This window comes from Pseudomonas sp. EU05-FHT14B02 (genome assembly GCF_058791055.1).
In genome coordinates this window covers 54,165-67,789 of the sequence record NZ_JBYTDD010000005.1, presented here as the reverse complement: position 1 = coordinate 67,789, position 13,625 = coordinate 54,165, and the positions used below count along the sequence as shown (strand labels likewise).

The window sequence follows — 13,625 nt, the reverse complement described above, 5'->3', positions numbered from 1 at the left end:
TCTCACACGAGTGCGTTACGTTTTGCCATCTCGATCAGTTCAACCAGGGATTTGGCTTTGAGTTTCTGCATGAGGCGCTTTTTGTAGGTGCTCACGGTCTTGTTGCTCAGAAACATGCCCTTGGCGATTTCCTTGTTTGTGCGGCCTTGGGCAAAAAGTTGCAGGACCATCAGTTCCCGGTCGTTTACGGATTTGAACAGTTCCAGTTCCATGCAGCGTGTTTCATCTCCGCGGATGGGGTTCAAGGCCTCGCTCGGAAAATAGTTGTAACCTGCAAATACCGCTTTTATGGCGCTGACCAGTTCACTGATGTCCTCTTGTTTGCAGACATAGCCCGATGCACCCGATTGCATGCAACGAATACCGAAAAGTGTCGGGCATTGTGCTGTCAGTACCAGAGTTTTAAGAGGGGTGCTCATTGCATTGAATCGGGATAGTACTTCCAGGCCATCCAGTTTTGGAATGCTGATGTCGAGAATGACCAGGTCAGGCATGCATTCGCGAACCATCTGCATGGCATCGACCCCATTGTCAGTTTCGCCGACGACTTTGTAACCTTCATGTTCCAGTAGCATTCGAACGGCAAGGCGGATAACCGGGTGATCGTCGACAATAAAAACGGAGTTCATAATCAAGTCCCATGCGAGCTCAAATAAAGCGCGCACCATAGCTCAGATACTTAGAGGGACGCATGAACTGACCAGTCTGTAGCAGCAATATAGGAGAAATCCTACAAATGAAAAAGAATGGGACTACGTATTAACTAGGTTTCTTATTAGGAAGGCTGAAAGAAATCCAATATGCGGGTGTGCTTTAAATGGAAGTTGTTTGTAAGATTTTCAATGTGTGGTTGTCCGTTTTTATATGTTTTTTTCTATAGTGGTGTTGAGGTCAACAAATCTCTAAATTCAGATTGTTTCAGTGGCTTTATCAAGTAACCCAATAATGGCAGCCCCTGTTCAGAGGCTGTTTTTTCAAGCTCATCCAGTTCAGATGTCGTCAGGCTACTGAGAATGATCGCCTGCCTGATCAACCCTCGTTGGCTGGCGAACCGGACCAGATCGAGTCCCGTCAGGTCGGGCAGGCATTGATCGCATAAAAGGATGTCGAACGGTTGGTCGGCCCCGAGCAGTTGATGCAGGGCGCCTTTGGCGCTGTCGGTGGTCGTCAGCCGGGAGAAGCCATAACTTTCCAGCAGGCATTGAGTGGCTATCAGTTGGAAGGGATGGTCTTCCACCACGAGGATGCGTAGTTCGTCTTCGGCCATGGCGCGCACTTCATCTGTCGAACGGAAGGGAGGGCGATTGTTTCGCGAGAGTACCGGGCAAGCGATCAGTTTGCTCGACATGTGCTGTAGGGCAATTCGACGAAACTTGAGTGCAGTTGGATGCTGAAGGGGGTATCAGCCATAACGAATGCCGTAATGGCTGATCGATCGATATATCTCAGTGGCTGGCGCGGCCGGTCATTTCCAAGGCCATGTCACTGGCATAGCTGTCGGTCATGCCGGCGATGAAATCAATCATGCGCAAAAACGAAGTGTGCAACGGACCGTGAGGGTCGGGTGCATTGTTGCCCAGCAGGTCAAGGATGCGGCGGCTCTTGAACGACGGCGTACGCCCATTGTGCTGCTCCAGCGCGGCACCGCAAAAGGCGTTGAGCAGAATTTCCAGTGTGGTGTAAGCGCCGATCTCATGCAGGGTCTTGCGCTTGTCCTGGAAGATTTTCTTGCGGGCCATGTCCTTGGCATTGAGCACGCAACGCTTGGCGGGACCGTGCATGTGTTCCACCAGATCGCCGGGCAGTGTACCGGCCAGCAGCGCATCCTGTTGCTCGACGAAGGCGCGGGCCGCAGCATTGGTCAAGTGCTCGATGGCTTTACCGCGCAGGATAGCCAGTTTGCGTCGGCGCGAATCGTCGGGACCGAGCTGGCGATAGGTCTCCGGCAAGTCATCGCCCACCAGGCCTAACAGAAGGGATTCGACTTCGGCGTATTCCAGCAACTCCATTTCCAGGCCGTCTTCCAGGTCGATCAGCGCATAGCAGATGTCGTCGGCAGCCTCCATCAGGTACACCAGCGGGTGCCGCGCCCAGCGCTGCTCCTCCAGTTGTGGCAGGCCGAGTTTATGGGCGATCTGCTCCAGCAGTGGCAGCTCGCTCTGATAACAGCCGAACTTGTGTTTCTTGTAGCCCAGCGAGTCGGCGTGCCTGGCCGTCCATGGATACTTCAGGTACGTGCCCAGCGTTGCATAGGTCAGGCGGGTGCCGCCGTCGAACTGGTGATACTCAAGTTGGGTGAGTACCCGAAAGCCTTGGGCATTGCCTTCGAAATTCAGGAAGTCATTGCGCTCGGCTTCACTCATTGCATCCAGCCAGCCACGGCCGGCAGCTTGCTGGAACCAATGGCGGATCGCGTCTTCACCGGAATGGCCGAACGGCGGGTTGCCGATGTCGTGTGCCAGGCAGGCCGATTGCACTACCATCCCCAGGTCGCTGGGTTCGCACCATTCGGGCAGGGTCCTGCGGATGGTTTCGCCGACGCGCATGCCCAGTGAGCGACCCACACAACTGACTTCCAGCGAGTGGGTCAGGCGCGTATGAATGTGATCGTTGCTGGACACCGGATGGACCTGGGTCTTGCGTCCGAGACGGCGGAAAGCTCCCGAGAAAATGATGCGGTCGTGGTCTTTGTGAAAAGGGCTGCGGCCGAGTTCTTCTGGGCTGTGCAAAGGTTTTCCGAGGCGTTCGCGAGTAAGCAGGGTATGCCAATCCAAGGCGGGTCACTCCGTCAGGTGTCTGATGGCCTAGCTTCCCGTTTCGCGCCATGACCTGCAAGCGGAACTACAACCCGGTGGCGTTGATATCGAGGTCTCCTTGCAAGATCATTTTCTGGAGGGTGCCTGTTGACCGGGTAGGCGCACAGGATTGCACCCCTCGATAGAGGAGCGCATCCCGTCGACTTTGCAAGCATGCAGCCAGAAAGAAACTGATCAGTCTCTGCGCGAAGAGCCCTGCATGATCAGTTTGATCAGCGGCCCCAGTGTGGTGCCGAGGCGGATCAGCCGGGTCAGACTGCTGAGGCCGCCCCCGTTTTTCGCACCCTTGCCGGTCAGAAAGCCCAGCAAGGTGACGGCGGCCACGCCCCAGAGTGGAGCGTGCTTGATGCCGAAGCTGTCCTGCAGGTTTTGCGTCATCCCGCGCACCCGTTGCAAGGGCTGCAGCAGTTGCGAGGATTCGTGGCGGATTTCCTGGCGGTGCATTTCCATGCGCAGGCGGATCAGGGCCTTGCGCATTTCCGTGCGTGAGCTGTTTTGTGGCAATTCAGGCAGGTTCATGGCAGCAGGCGCTCCCGATCGTTGGCCAACTCTTCCAGAGTGCCATGGAAGGGCGAGGACTCATCGAAAATCGCCGCTCTCAAACGCATTCCACAGAATATCGCGGCGAGGGAGTAGAACACACAGAGCCCAATGATGGCGGTCAGGCGATACGTGTCCCAGAACACGATAAGCACCAGCGTCGACAGCCCCACCAACAGCAGCAACGCAAACACCAGCGCCAGGCCCGCAAACAGCAAGAGGCTGACGGTGCGGGCTTTTTGTTCCTGCAGTTCGATGCCGAACAGCTCGACATGGCTGTGCAGCAACCCAAGGAAGGCAGCACCCAGGCGCCGCGATGAGGAGCTTGTTCCCGTCACGGACGGGCCGGATTCGCCGATCGACATATCAGCGCCGGCTGGCCAGCAGGCCGATCAGGAAACCCACGCCGGCCGCGATCCCGACAGATTGCCAGGGGTTGGCCTGGACATAGTCTTCCGTGGCGGTGACAGCAGCCTTGCCGCGTTCGCGCAGGGAGTCTTCGGTCAGCTTCAGGGTTTCACGGGCACGCAGGAGACTTTCGTGGATCTGCTCGCGCAACTCGTCGGCCTGATCGCCGGCCAGGGTCGCGGTGTGCTCCAGCAAGCGTTCGGTGTCACTGACCAGTGTCTGAAAGTCGTTCATCAGGATTTCTTGAGCAGTCTTTGCCTGGGGGCGGGCCATGGTGGATCTCCTTAAGTGGCTTTCTGATGCGTTCGAGTATGAGCCTTCGGCGAAGGTTCAGTACAAATGACTGGTACAACTTTTGCTGAGTCGTGGTGCGCCGGTCCGCACCATTGCGCTATTGCCGGGCATGATTTCAGTAAAACCGTAGGACCAACAATCAAAAACTCGCGTAAACGTCCGGGGCGCGTTTTTCCTGGACGGCGTCCGTGCGCCAAAGTGGTTCAACGAGATCAGTGCGCTGATGTCTTGAAGCTGCAACTTGGTGCATGGCCAGTCATCGCGAACTGCTTTGGTGCTTTTTTCTGCCATAAGGTCTGCCCATCCCATGGAAAACCTGCAAAGCGCTGTGGATACCCTGGTCCATAGCTCCAACACGCTGTTCATTCTGATCGGTGCGGTCATGGTTCTGGCCATGCACGCCGGTTTCGCCTTTCTCGAAGTCGGAACCGTGCGACAGAAAAACCAGGTCAATGCGTTGTCGAAAATCCTCAGCGACTTCGCCGTTTCGACACTGGCCTACTTCTTTATAGGCTATTGGATTTCCTATGGCGTGACGTTCATGCAACCAGCGGCGGTGCTCAATGCCGACCATGGTTATGGTCTGGTGAAGTTTTTCTTCCTGCTGACCTTTGCCGCGGCGATCCCGGCGATCATTTCCGGAGGCATCGCCGAGCGCGCCCGGTTTGTTCCCCAGTTGTGTGCAACCGCATTGATCGTCGCGTTCATCTATCCATTCTTCGAAGGTATTGTCTGGAACGGCAACCTGGGTCTGCAAGCCTGGTTGCTGGAGCGCTTTGGCGCCGGTTTCCATGACTTCGCAGGATCGGTGGTGGTGCATGCCATGGGCGGTTGGCTGGCACTGGCGGCGGTGTTGTTGCTCGGACCGCGTAATGGCCGCTATCGCGACGGTCGGCTGGTCGCGTTCGCGCCATCGAGCATCCCGTTTCTGGCACTGGGCTCGTGGATCCTGATTGTTGGCTGGTTCGGCTTCAACGTCATGAGCGCGCAAACCCTGCAAGGTGTCAGCGGACTGGTGGCGGTGAATTCGTTGATGGCCATGGTTGGCGGTACGGTGGCGGCGCTGATTGTCGGGCGCAATGACCCCGGCTTTCTGCACAACGGCCCGTTGGCGGGGCTCGTGGCAATCTGTGCCGGTTCCGACCTGATGCATCCTGTGGGGGCGCTGGTCACCGGTGCCGTCGCGGGGGCGCTATTTGTCTGGTGCTTCACCGCGGCCCAAGGCAAATGGCACATCGACGATGTGTTGGGTGTATGGCCGTTGCATGGTTTGTGCGGCGTGTGGGGTGGCATCGCCTGCGGCATTTTCGGCCAGACCGCTTTGGGCGGGTTGGGCGGGGTCAGCCTGATCAGCCAGTTGATCGGCACTGCGCTGGGCATCACTGTGGCACTGGCCGGCGGGTTTGCGGTGTATGGCGTGATCAAGGCGCTGCATGGATTGCGCCTGAGTCAGGAAGAGGAGTATTACGGCGCGGACCTGTCAATCCACAAGATCGGCGCCGTGAGCCAGGACTGACTCAGGTCTTTTCATGGTCGGCGGCATCATGGCAGGGGCCGCAATGGCTCGACGGTTTTTCGGGGCAGGCCTAGAATGATCACTTCATTTTCTGGTTGAGCGCTCATGCTTCCCGAATGTCAGCTGTTCGGCACCCTTGGATGCCATCTCTGTGAAGTAGCCGAAGCCATGTTGATGGAATTCGTCGAGCGCGGCCTGCTGGTGGAGCTGGTGGATATCGCTGACGATGAAAAATGGTTCGAAGACTACAGCCTGCGAATTCCGGTGTTGCGGCGAGTTGATACCGGTGCTGAACTGGGCTGGCCTTTCAGTGCCGATCAGGTGGTGGCGTTCCTGGGTTGAGCGGTTTTTGCGTTGGTGGCGTGTCCCGCCTGTCGAACTTTACGATTGATCCCCTTGGCTTATTCAGTGTTGATCGGATACTGTATGCGTATACAGTTATTCGAGGAGTCTGTCTTGCCGGTCCTGATTTTCGGGAGTGAGCAGGCAAGCCCGGGCGTGAGAGGGATGAATCGTGGTCAATGTCGAACAGTTGAAGAATAGCGTGAACCGGATGTCCGCGGACGTCGTGCGCGAGGCTGTCCTTGAGTTGCGCCTGGATGGTCTGGTGACCGAGGGGAAAACGCCCTTCAACAAAACGCATTTCAATACCTGTTTCGCAGAAATCGAAGCCTTGTTTCAACGCGCGGGTTATCACCGGCAACTCGATGTCGTGGGTTATCAGGGATTGTTGTACGCCCTGTATGATCCCGCCCGCTGGGAGGCGGTCGATGTACTGCGCTGGCTCAAGGAGTACACCGAAGCGGCGGCGCGCGCGCAGATCACGGCTTGAGGAATCTTAGGGGGCGCTCTCAATTGGTTTTCACGCCGCGACGGGAAAACTAATTGAGAACGCCCCCTAGGTTCATTCCCCTTGCTGTTGGATAATGCCGCTCTGCACTGAGGTTAGAGCTTTCGTATGTCCACTTCTTCTTTTTCCGCGGCACACAGTCAGGCCAGTACGCTCTACTTGCCACCTGGCCCGTGGCAGACCGTTGTCGATTGCCTGTGCGAGCATTTCAGCGCCATCGGTCGTGAACAATGGCTGGACAGAATTGCCCGTGGCCGGGTCCTCGATGGGCAGGGCGTGCCGATTGCCCTCGACCTGGCCTACAGGGAAGGTTTGCGGATTCATTACTTTCGCGAAGTGCCGGATGAAAAACCGATCCCGGTGATCGAGTCGATTCTGTACGCGGATGAGCATCTGGTGGTCGCCGACAAGCCGCATTTCCTGCCGGTGACCCCGGCTGGTGAATACGTCGAACAAACGCTGCTCCGGCGCTTGATCCGTCGCCTGGACAATCCGCACCTGGTGCCATTGCATCGCATCGACCGGCACACCGCGGGGCTGGTGCTGTTTTCCGCCAATCCGCAGAGTCGTTCGGCTTATCAGTCGTTGTTTCCAACCCGGCAGATCGAAAAGCGCTACGAGGCCATCGCAAGGGCGCTGCCCGGCCTGGCTTTTCCGTTGGTGCATAAAAGCCGACTGGTCGATGGCGAACCATTCTTCCGCATGCAGGAAGGCCCGGGGGCCAGCAATACCGAGACGGCGGTTGAAGTCAGGGAGAAGCAGGGGGAGCTCTGGCGTTATGGTCTTTACCCGGTGACGGGCAAGAAACATCAACTACGGGTACATATGGCGGCGTTGGGAGCCGCTATCTGCAACGACCCGTTTTACCCCGAGGTGCTCAAGGATGCGCAGGATGACTACGCCAATCCTTTGAAGTTGCTGGCTCAGGGGCTGAAGTTTATCGACCCGGTCACGGGCCAGGCGCGTGAGTTCGAGAGTGAAATCACCCTGCAATGGTGATCAGGAAGCGATCCTGAAGCGCCGTTCTCCAGGCATGAAAAAGCCCGCATCAAGCGGGCATTTCTGTATCCGGTGGCACCAGGATTACAGCTCCTTGACGGTCCGAACCTGATCTTTGTTGATACGGGTCTGCTTGCCGTCGAGCTGTTCGAATTCGTAGAAACCGGAATCCTTGTCGAATTGCGGCGTGTCGACGGCCTGGATTTCGCGACCGTCATTCAAGGTGATCACTGTAGGCGATGCACAACCGGCGAGGGTGGCAAGCCCCAGTGCGAGCATGAAAGTGGCGAGGGTCCGTTGAGTCATGAGTTGTGTCTCCGAATAAGAATTCTGTGGTTGCTGAACTTGAGACGTGCAGCGTCCGCGCAAGTTCCTGATCGATATCAGTCTGACACAGTGTCATGACCGCTTAATAGTTCTGGCGTGTTGAGATTTGCCAGTCGAGGGTCGTTGTCGGGGCATTGCAGCGCGGTCGCGCCGAGATTGCGCATCAACCGGCCAGGGCTGCGCTCACCCTCGTTCCAGGCATTTTCGAATGCTGCCCTGTGTAGCACAGGAATCACACACAACAACGGCTCCCAGTGGTGATCATGCCGCACCATCAGCGGCTTGTCCGGATGCAAGTTGGCGGCCTCGCGCATATTGCCGATCAGCGCCGCATCGATGCCCGGAACGTCACAGGGCATGACCAGCAGATGGGTATGGCGAGCAGCTTTCAGGCCTGCGCGAATACCGGCCAGCGGCCCGGGGAAGTCACCTTCATCATCGTGGACCAACTGGTCGGCGTAGGGGGCGTACTTCTCAGGGTTACGATTGCAGGAGATGATCAGGTCATCGGTCAGCGGGCGGGTCTTGCGATGCAGATGCACAATCAGCGGTTCGCCGTGCCAGTCCAGCAACCCTTTATCCCGCCCCCCCATACGTTGGCCGCGGCCGCCCGCCAGGAGCAGAATGGAGCAGGGTGGCAATTGTGAATTCGTGGTCATGGCAAGCCTCCATGGGGGCGGCGAAAAAACGGAGCGCTGTGATATAACACCGGGCTGTTTCTCCTACAACTGGACGAGCCTATGAAAGCCAAGGCTGATGTACCTTTCGCACCGCTGAATATTGCAGTGCTGACTGTCAGCGATACCCGCACACTGGAAACCGACACCTCAGGCCAGGCCTTTGTCGATGGCTTGACCGCTGCTGGTCATTACCTGGCCGCCCGGGTGTTGCTCAAAGATGACCTCTACAAAATTCGCGCGCAAGTCGCCAACTGGATTGCCGACGATGTCGTGCAGGTGGTGCTGATCACCGGCGGCACCGGTTTTACCGGTCGTGACAGCACGCCGGAAGCCGTCACGTGCCTGCTGGACAAACAGGTCGATGGATTTGGCGAGCTGTTCCGTCAGATCTCGGTTGCCGATATCGGTACCTCGACCGTTCAGTCCCGGGCGTTGGCCGGTCTGGCCAACGGCACGCTGGTTTGCTGCTTGCCGGGCTCGACCAATGCCGTGCGCACCGCTTGGGACGGCATTTTGGCCGAGCAGCTGGATGCGCGGCATCGGCCGTGCAATTTCGTGCCTCATTTGAAACAGGCCGCGCCTTGTGAATCCCGTGGGTAAGCCTGGCAAGTCTGGCAGCCTGATGCCTGTCGAGCAGGCGTTGGCGCGCTTGCTGGAAATGGCCGAGGCCTCAAGGATTGTCGAGCGTGAACGCTTGCCGTTGGCGCAGGTACAGGGGCGTGTACTGGCGCAAGATCTGGTATCGACGCTTGATCTGCCGCCTTGGCCCAACAGTGCCATGGATGGTTATGCCTTGCGCAGGGTCGACTGGACGGGAGAGCCGTTGCCGGTCAGTCAGAAGGTGTTTGCCGGCCAGGCCCCCGATCCGTTGCAGCCAGGAACCTGTGCGCGCATTTTCACCGGGGCGCCTGTTCCCGCCGGTGCCGATTGCGTCGAGATGCAGGAGAACGCCGAGGTTCAGGCCGATGAGCGAGTACGTTTCACTCAAGCCTTGACCCAAGGCCAGAACATCCGTCCGCAAGGCCAGGAAACCACTGTCGGCGAGCTGATTCTGCCAGCAGGTACGCAGATGGGGCCGATCGAGCAAGGATTGGCTGCCTCCCTGGGATGCGCTGAGCTGGAGGTGGTTCGCAAGGTGCGCGTGGCAGTGCTGTCTACCGGCGACGAGTTGATTGAGCCGGGGCAGACGCTGGGACCAGGACAGATCTACAACAGCAACCGGGTGTTGTTGTGCAGCTGGTTGCAGCGTTTGGGGTGTGAGGTCGTCGACGCGGGAATCCTGCCGGACAATCTGGAAACCACTCGCACCCGATTAGGTGAGTTGAAAGATGTCGACCTGATCCTCTCGACCGGTGGCGTATCGGTGGGGGAAGCCGATTTCCTGGGTATCGCCTTGCGCGAGGAGGGCGAACTGACGCTTTGGAAACTCGCCATCAAGCCCGGTAAACCGCTGACGTTCGGGCATTTTCGCGGTGTGCCGGTGATTGGCTTGCCGGGCAATCCCGCGTCGACCCTCGTGACCTTTGCCTTGTTGACCAGGCCCTATCTCTTGCGTCGTCAGGGGGTAATGGACGTTGAGCCGCTGAAGGTGCAGGTGCCGGCAGGGTTTGACTGGCTCCAGCCAGGCAATCGGCGTGAGTATTTGCGCGGACGGCTGGAAAGCGGCAGGGCGACGATCTACAAAAACCAGAGTTCCGGTGTTCTGCGCAGCGCTGCCTGGGCTGATGGACTGGTAGAGGTCCTGGAAGGTCGCACGCTGGTTCAGGGCGATAGCGTTGGCTTCATTCCGCTGAGCGAAGTTCTGAGCTGATAGCTTCAGCGGCTTTGTCACACAAGACCCGGTTGATTGAGTCGGGTCTTGTGTGTGGGGCCGCTCAATGCGCCAAAAGCAATGAAATAATCTGCTCGAAACGGCTGTTGGCGATCCAGCCAAGGAGACAGAGAATCACGGCTGTTCCGCAGGCGGAATAGACAAGCCGGTGCCTGATGGATTTGACGTCATCCCGGGCTTCTTCAATGTCCCGGCGTATGCACTTGAGGTGTGTTTCCAGCTCGGTGACGCGAGGTTCCATATCAATTTCTCCCGTGGCTTTTGTGCTATTGCGGCATTCAGCTTGATGGCCTGTATTTTTGTTATATGCGAGCGGCAAGACCAGGATGGCCGGTGATGCGAAGTTTTGGTGTTGCATGGCACGTCCTTGTGATGTCCAACTGGATCCTCAAAGTCTACCAATTCAGATTTTCGGTCAATTGAGCCGATTCCTAACGTGTTGTAAGAAAAGTCCTGCCGTGCGGGGGGCAAGACTTTCCTATTGGAAATAATTCGATTTCTGGCGACTTTTACTGGAGCCTTTGCGGTCAACATCTCCCAGATGCCATTCAAACCGGGGGTGAGTAATGAGCGATCGCAAGGCGCTATTGATTCTGCATGGCAAGCAAGCGCTCAACGAGGCGGTTCGCACCGCCGTCGAAAGCCAGCGTGAGCGAGGTTGGGAGCTGGCTGTTCGATTGACCTGGGAAGCCGGTGATGCGCGAAGGCTGGTGGGCGAAGCGTTGGCGGCCGGGTATCGATACATCATTGCCGGGGGGGGCGATGGCACCTTGCGCGATATTGCCGAAGCTATGGCGCAGCATTCGATAAAAGCCAGCCTGGTACTGATGCCGCTAGGTACCGCCAATGATTTTGCGCGTGCGGCGGGTGTGCCCCTGGAACCCGACCAGGCGCTGGAGTTGCTTGATAGCGTGCCGACTGCCATTGATCTCGGGGAGGTTGATGGGCAGATATTCCTGAACATGGCGACCGGTGGGTTCGGCAGTCATGTCACAGCGAACACCCCGGAGGATCTGAAGAAAATCCTCGGCGGTGCGGCGTATCTGTTCACCGGCCTGTCACGCTTCAATGAGCTGCATACCGCGTACGGTGAATTGCAGGGGCCGGACTTTCACTGGCGCGGCGATCTGCTGGCACTGGGCATCGGCAATGGTCGGCAGGCCGGAGGCGGGCGGGAATTGTGCCCGCAGGCACTGGTTGATGACGGTTTGCTGGATATCAGCATCCTGCCGGCACCGCAGGAGGTGGTCAGTACTTTGAAAAACCTGCTGACCGAAGGCTTTGGCATCGACAGCATGTTTGTTCGGGCGCGCCTGCCCTGGGTCGAGATCAAGGTTTCGGAAGGGCTGTACATCAACCTTGATGGTGAGCCGCTGGAAGGGGACCGTCTGCGTTTCTCGGTTCGCCCAGCGGCTTTACTCGTGCATCTGCCTGAGAATTCGCCGTTGTTACGCGACAGTGAAGTGCCTAGTCATCGAGGCTGATGATTTGTTCACGCACGGCAAACAGCACCAGGCCGGCCACATCGTAGATCTGCAAGCGCTTCATGATCTGCGAACGGTGGGTCTCGACGGTCTTGACGCTCAACCCCAGGCCGTTGGCGATCTCTCGGGTGGATTTTCCGCGAACGATCAACCGCAGGATTTCCAGTTGACGCGCCGTCAGGTTGTGCGAGTCGGCAGGTTCGGGTGGGTGCTTCTGGTTTCGGGTCAGTGCCTGAGTGATCACCGTGTGGGCAATGGCCGGGCTCAGATAGCGCTCGTTTTTGCACAAGGCTTCCAGCGCGTGCTCGAGTTCGGTCGCCGTGGTGTCCTTGAGCAGGTACCCATGGGCTCCGGACTCCAGCGCCTGCATGATCAGGGCAGGGTCGGTGTGCATCGAGAGGATCAGAACCTTGCTCTGCGGGCGCACCCGCTTGAGTTGCTGCAAGGCTTCGAGGCCTCCGGTCTGGCGCATCGAAATATCCAGCAGGATAATATCCGGGGACAGATGCCCAACCATTTCGAGCAGCTGCGAGCCGTCACTGGCCTCACCGATGACGGCGTAGCCAGGCAGATCCATTACCAGGGCGCGCACGCCAGCCCTGATGAGCGAGTGGTCATCCACCAGTAGTAAATTACAAGTCAATGCATAACCTTATTCGAACTGGCCCGTTCGAGCGCACGGGGCGCCCAGGGAAAAAGAGCTTCGATTTGAGTGCCTTTGCCTGGCTCGCTGGTAACGGACAGTGTGCCGCCCAGTTGATCGATCCGTTCCGACATCCCGGCCATACCGCGCTGCCCTTCACGACCGGGATCTGTTGCGGGCGCGAAACCCTGACCATCATCGCTGATCTGCAACTTCAGGCCTTGGGGCAGGCGCTGCAGGCATACCAGCAGGTTCTTGGCCTGTGCATGTCGCAGGATGTTGGTGACCGCTTCCTGGGTAATACGGAAAGCCGCCACGGCCATTTCCTCCGGTATGCCGGTCAGGCGCTGCTGGCATTCCAGGCTCCAGTGCACCGGGGTGTTGGCCAGGGTCTTGAGCAGGTGCGCCCGCAGACTGGCTTCCAGCCCAAGGCTGGTCAACTGCCGGGGATTGAGAATGGCGGATACGTCACGAACTTTGGCCAGGGTTTCTTCCAGCGTGTCGCAGAGGACCGCGCATTGTCCCTGGAGCGCTTCGGGCATCCGGCGTTTGAGCCAGTCGCTTTGCAGTTTGGCGGCGGTCAGCAATTGACCGATGTCGTCATGCAGTTCGCGGCTCAGCCGGTGACGCTCGTTTTCCTGGACCTGCAACAGCCGGTCCGCCAGTTCCTGAGGCTGGAATTTGATCGATTTGCGCGAGAGGCAGTACTGCACGGCAACACTGGTCAGCGCGGCAACGTTGAGCACAAGCAATGACAGGGGTAACGGAATGGACAAGCCATGGACCAGCAAACTGCCGAGGGTCGAGCAGGCGCATAGCAACAGCGTGAATGTGCGTGCATTTGCTCGGGAGGGTGGCCACGTGGCGATTGACTTGAGGCTGGCGTGCATAGCGGATGGAGCCAATGGATGTTCGCTGCGGGCTGACCGGTCATGCTGGCTGACAGGCCCCTGTTTTTTTATGTGGAGCGCCGACGAGTTCAGCTGCGAACTGCAGCGACCTGTATTCGGCTGCGATCACACTGCCATTAATTGGCGTCAACTAACAGGCGGCATAGTAGCACCTAAGATACCGTTGGTCGCGTCCGTATGTATGTCCGAAAAGTCAGGGATCCAGTCGTTTTGACGATGCTTCCATAATGGAACAAGTGGGTTGTTGCCGTCGCAAAATGCCGGTTGTTTAAATGTGTCGCTTATAGCTACGAAATATTCATTTGCGACATGTGCGCACTCAAGTT

18 protein-coding genes are annotated in these 13,625 nt (G+C 57.9%); 7 read left to right on the top strand and 11 right to left on the bottom strand.

Annotated elements, in window-relative coordinates; all coding sequences use genetic code 11:
* Window positions 1-2: 2 nt before the first annotated feature.
* The 6 genes from AC3WTM_RS06955 to AC3WTM_RS06930 form a co-directional block, all read right to left on the bottom strand.
* Complete coding sequence (locus AC3WTM_RS06955) at window positions 3-629, bottom strand: response regulator transcription factor (protein ID WP_057713831.1); 627 nt, start codon at window positions 627-629, stop codon at window positions 3-5.
* A 245-nt stretch (window positions 630-874) separates the two neighbouring features.
* On the bottom strand, window positions 875-1,267 hold the full coding sequence (locus AC3WTM_RS06950; RefSeq protein ID WP_102672533.1) for a response regulator: 393 nt from the start codon (window positions 1,265-1,267) through the stop codon (window positions 875-877).
* Between the two features lie 178 nt (window positions 1,268-1,445).
* Entirely contained in the window at window positions 1,446-2,774 is a 1,329-nt protein-coding gene (locus AC3WTM_RS06945; protein WP_008049102.1) for a deoxyguanosinetriphosphate triphosphohydrolase, read from the bottom strand.
* Between the two features lie 216 nt (window positions 2,775-2,990).
* Entirely contained in the window at window positions 2,991-3,335 is a 345-nt protein-coding gene (locus AC3WTM_RS06940; protein WP_102672532.1) for a hypothetical protein, read from the bottom strand.
* A complete protein-coding gene (locus AC3WTM_RS06935; protein ID WP_057713835.1) occupies window positions 3,332-3,721 on the bottom strand; it encodes a phage holin family protein in 390 nt (129 codons plus the stop codon). Before AC3WTM_RS06935 ends, AC3WTM_RS06940 begins: the two co-directional genes overlap by 4 nt.
* A gap of 1 nt (window position 3,722) precedes the next feature.
* Window positions 3,723-4,037 (bottom strand): ElaB/YgaM/YqjD family protein, encoded by a 315-nt coding sequence (locus tag AC3WTM_RS06930; RefSeq protein WP_057713836.1) that lies wholly within the window; start codon window positions 4,035-4,037, stop codon window positions 3,723-3,725.
* Window positions 4,038-4,365: 328 nt separating this feature from the next.
* On the opposite strand from AC3WTM_RS06930, the gene AC3WTM_RS06925 reads away from it, so the two are divergent.
* The 4 genes from AC3WTM_RS06925 (at window position 4,366) to AC3WTM_RS06910 (ending at window position 7,423) form a co-directional block, all read left to right on the top strand.
* Complete coding sequence (locus AC3WTM_RS06925) at window positions 4,366-5,574, top strand: ammonium transporter (RefSeq protein WP_150755995.1); 1,209 nt, start codon at window positions 4,366-4,368, stop codon at window positions 5,572-5,574.
* 105 nt (window positions 5,575-5,679) lie between these two features.
* Window positions 5,680-5,916 carry a glutaredoxin family protein gene (locus AC3WTM_RS06920; protein WP_102672094.1) on the top strand — a complete coding sequence of 79 codons (237 nt, stop codon included), beginning with the start codon at window positions 5,680-5,682 and terminating at the stop codon, window positions 5,914-5,916.
* A 172-nt stretch (window positions 5,917-6,088) separates the two neighbouring features.
* The gene (locus AC3WTM_RS06915; RefSeq protein WP_102672095.1) at window positions 6,089-6,406 is read left to right on the top strand and encodes a transcriptional regulator; all 318 of its coding nucleotides are present in this window, start codon (window positions 6,089-6,091) and stop codon (window positions 6,404-6,406) included.
* A 126-nt stretch (window positions 6,407-6,532) separates the two neighbouring features.
* Entirely contained in the window at window positions 6,533-7,423 is an 891-nt protein-coding gene (locus tag AC3WTM_RS06910) for a pseudouridine synthase (RefSeq protein ID WP_102672096.1), read from the top strand.
* A gap of 84 nt (window positions 7,424-7,507) precedes the next feature.
* Here AC3WTM_RS06910 and AC3WTM_RS06905 read toward each other — a convergent pair whose 3' ends face one another.
* Both AC3WTM_RS06905 and mobA read right to left on the bottom strand, forming a co-directional pair.
* Window positions 7,508-7,729 (bottom strand): YgdI/YgdR family lipoprotein, encoded by a 222-nt coding sequence (locus tag AC3WTM_RS06905; RefSeq protein WP_007994800.1) that lies wholly within the window; start codon window positions 7,727-7,729, stop codon window positions 7,508-7,510.
* Window positions 7,730-7,806: 77 nt separating this feature from the next.
* A complete protein-coding gene (gene mobA / locus AC3WTM_RS06900) occupies window positions 7,807-8,409 on the bottom strand; it encodes a molybdenum cofactor guanylyltransferase MobA (RefSeq protein WP_057713841.1) in 603 nt (200 codons plus the stop codon).
* Between the two features lie 81 nt (window positions 8,410-8,490).
* Here mobA and moaB point away from each other — a divergent pair, with 81 nt between their 5' ends.
* Together moaB and AC3WTM_RS06890 are read left to right on the top strand one after the other, a co-directional pair.
* Window positions 8,491-9,030: a molybdenum cofactor biosynthesis protein B gene (moaB, locus tag AC3WTM_RS06895; RefSeq protein WP_102672097.1), complete on the top strand. Its 540-nt coding sequence runs from the start codon at window positions 8,491-8,493 to the stop codon at window positions 9,028-9,030.
* Window positions 9,014-10,240 carry a molybdopterin molybdotransferase MoeA gene (locus AC3WTM_RS06890; RefSeq protein ID WP_102672098.1) on the top strand — a complete coding sequence of 409 codons (1,227 nt, stop codon included), beginning with the start codon at window positions 9,014-9,016 and terminating at the stop codon, window positions 10,238-10,240. Before moaB ends, AC3WTM_RS06890 begins: the two co-directional genes overlap by 17 nt.
* A gap of 64 nt (window positions 10,241-10,304) precedes the next feature.
* On the opposite strand, the gene AC3WTM_RS06885 is transcribed toward AC3WTM_RS06890, so the two are convergent.
* Window positions 10,305-10,619 (bottom strand): hypothetical protein, encoded by a 315-nt coding sequence (locus AC3WTM_RS06885; protein ID WP_256586112.1) that lies wholly within the window; start codon window positions 10,617-10,619, stop codon window positions 10,305-10,307.
* Between the two features lie 208 nt (window positions 10,620-10,827).
* Here AC3WTM_RS06885 and yegS point away from each other — a divergent pair, with 208 nt between their 5' ends.
* Entirely contained in the window at window positions 10,828-11,745 is a 918-nt protein-coding gene (gene yegS, locus AC3WTM_RS06880) for a lipid kinase YegS (RefSeq protein WP_102672099.1), read from the top strand.
* Here yegS and AC3WTM_RS06875 read toward each other — a convergent pair.
* Complete coding sequence (locus AC3WTM_RS06875; protein WP_102672100.1) at window positions 11,729-12,388, bottom strand: response regulator; 660 nt, start codon at window positions 12,386-12,388, stop codon at window positions 11,729-11,731. The two genes, yegS and AC3WTM_RS06875, sit on opposite strands and share 17 nt — an antisense overlap.
* On the bottom strand, window positions 12,385-13,278 hold the full coding sequence (locus AC3WTM_RS06870) for a sensor histidine kinase (RefSeq protein ID WP_102672101.1): 894 nt from the start codon (window positions 13,276-13,278) through the stop codon (window positions 12,385-12,387). The genes AC3WTM_RS06875 and AC3WTM_RS06870 overlap by 4 nt, the downstream gene beginning before the upstream one ends.
* Window positions 13,279-13,625: the final 347 nt, after the last annotated feature.